The organism is Acrocarpospora macrocephala, from assembly GCF_009687865.1.
GTDB lineage: Bacteria > Actinomycetota > Actinomycetes > Streptosporangiales > Streptosporangiaceae > Acrocarpospora > Acrocarpospora macrocephala.
This window is the reverse complement of sequence record NZ_BLAE01000012.1, coordinates 1-2,438: the sequence shown is the minus strand read 5'-3', so window position 1 is coordinate 2,438 and position 2,438 is coordinate 1. Positions and strand designations below refer to the sequence as shown.

The 2,438-nt window shown below is 65.4% G+C and carries 1 protein-coding gene; it reads right to left on the bottom strand.

All coding sequences use genetic code 11. The annotated features are described in order from the left end of the window. Window positions 1–1,340: 1,340 nt before the first annotated feature. Window positions 1,341–2,438: tetratricopeptide repeat protein (locus Amac_RS11655; protein ID WP_155354362.1), on the bottom strand; the 1,098-nt coding region annotated here is incomplete at its 5' end.

The following is a 2,438-nucleotide window of genomic DNA, read 5'->3' as shown; positions in this document are numbered from 1 at the left end:
AAAACCGCCGTAGAAATGCGGAAGGCCTCCTGTCCGCTCCGAGTTCACGGCCCGGCTGACAGGAGGCCTAACCGACCACCCCTTAAGGGGTGTGCGATTCGATCAGAAACCAGATGATCCACAGGATCATCCGCCATATCGGGCGAATAGCCGGGACCTGGTGGCCCTCGGCCTTGCGCGGCTCCTGATCGTCCTCAGATGCGCGGTCATCGACCATCGCAAGTGCCTCCCCGGATTCTTGCGTCTGCTCTTCAGACGCAGTCGGTTGAGAGGTCGACACTTCGCGACGGTTAATCCCGCCGCCTATCACCTTAGGGCAAACTCGCCTAATCCTCTCCCGTCTCGCGAAAACCCAACGACCCCATCGATTAATTTAGTGGTCTACTAGCCCTATAAATAGGATTTGAAGAACAGGCGACTGGACTAGAAAATACTCACGGCGATAGCGAGCTCGCGCGCCCTCGAAACTGACTCATCCACTGGCTACCTACCCAGCCTCGGCGCCTGCTGCCTCATGATCTTGACCACTTGTTCAGTGGTGTTTAGTTAGGCAGAGGGACTGTATGCACCTTCGGTGGTGAAGCCCCTTTAGCCCTCTCCTGTGGGGACCGTGTGAGCCTATTCGGGGCTGTACGCCTCGCGACCGGACTGGTGCCCGCCATCCAGGCGGCGGCCAACTCCGGTAGCACCGACCCAGAGTCACATTCGCCAAAGCTGACCTGAAGTTGAGCACCCGACTAGAATTACCCCCCCCAAAAAAACTAGGTGCCTATTCCTGTCCGAGGGCTGCAATCCATTTCATTTCCCCGATCGTAGATCCACCTCAAACCAAACCCCCGGCCGGCGGGGTGCTGGTGCCAACCCCAGGAGGATGCGATTTCCTGTACGATCCAAGGCCCCAACTTCCGGGAACGGTAAGGCGCCAAATATGGATCACTTTAGGAGTGTTATCAGCCGAGCCCTCATCTATTGAACGGGGTCAGCGATCCTCCGGCGTCCTCGGCGCCAGTCATTGGTCCTGCCCGGCAAGAATCAACAAGAGACCCGCCAGCACCCTGACAGACCCCGGCTTCGGTCCAACGGCCGCGAAGGCAGGTGAGCGTGACTTCGATCGCCCTGGGAGTGGTCGGGCCTCCTGTCAGCCAGGCGTTCAACTCGGGCACAGCCCTCCCACGTCTTAGAACCGCAGGTGAGGCGCGAACCACCGACTCATGCGTCAACGGCGGAACCGGGCAAGAGAACCCGAATCGACCGCAATCCGCAGCCAGAACTACGGCCCCGGTCACCGGACGGCGGTACAAGAGAAGAATCCTGATGGTCGGATTTCCGGGGGCGGGCGTTCATCGGCCTTGTAGGTAGGTGAGGGTGACCTGGATCTCTCGAAACAGTTTCGCCGCTGGGGGATCGGTGAAATCGGTCAGCGCGGCCAGCGCGAGTTCCCACTGCGCGCGGGCCTGCGGGAGGTGTTGCATCGAGGCCAGGGCCTTGCCCATCCCGACCAGGCTCAGGGCCTGATGCCAGCGGTCGCCCAGATCGCGGTGGACGGCTTCGGCGGCTCGGTGCAGGGTGAGCGCCTCCTCCGCGCGGCCCTGCTCCCGATGGATCTCCGCGGCCGCGGCCAGGGCCAGGGCTTCGCCGCCGCGCTCGCCGAACTCGTGGTGAAGGTCGGCGGCGCGGTGGTAGGCCTGCTGCGCCTCGGCGATCTGCCCGGCCGCGCGCTGCACATGGCCGAGCTCCACCAGCCAGGAGCCCCGCCAGATCGGATTGCCGAGGGCGGCGGCGGTCGTGGCGAGGGCCAGGGCGGCGTCGATGGCGGCGCGGGCGCTGATCAGGTCCCCGTGCGCCCGCCGGGCGCGGGCCAGCAGGAACAGCGCGTTCCCTTGCGAATGCCGGTCGTGGAAATAGTCGAAGACGTCCACGGTTTCGCTGAGAATCTGGACCGCCTGCGCCGCCTGGTCCAGTTCGATCAGTGCTTCGGCTTCGTTGGTGCCGGTGACGGCCAGCCAGTGGGCCGTGTCGTCGAGTTCGGCGAAGATGAGCGAGCTGTCCTCAAAGTGCGCGCACGCCTCCCGCAGGCGGCGTCGGCGCAGGCAGAGCAGGCCGAGCGCGTTGAGGGAGCGGGCCTGGCCGAACCGGTCGCCCAGACGGCGGCGGATCTCCAGCGCGTGACGGTAGTGGGATTCGGCCTCGCGCGGGTGGCAGGTGTGGGCGTAGAGGTCGCCGAGGCTTTCCGCGGCCAGCGCCTGACCGGCAAGGTCGCCGTCGGCGACGGCGGAGGCGGCGCCGATGGCGGCCACCTGGCGCCAGTCGGTGACGGCGTTGCGGTGGGCGTAGACGGCGTGCAGCACGGCCGACATCCGCCACGCGAGCCCGTGCAGCCCGGCCTGCGCAGCCGTGCGGACGATGGCGAGGATGCTCGCCCGCTCGGCCTCCCACCA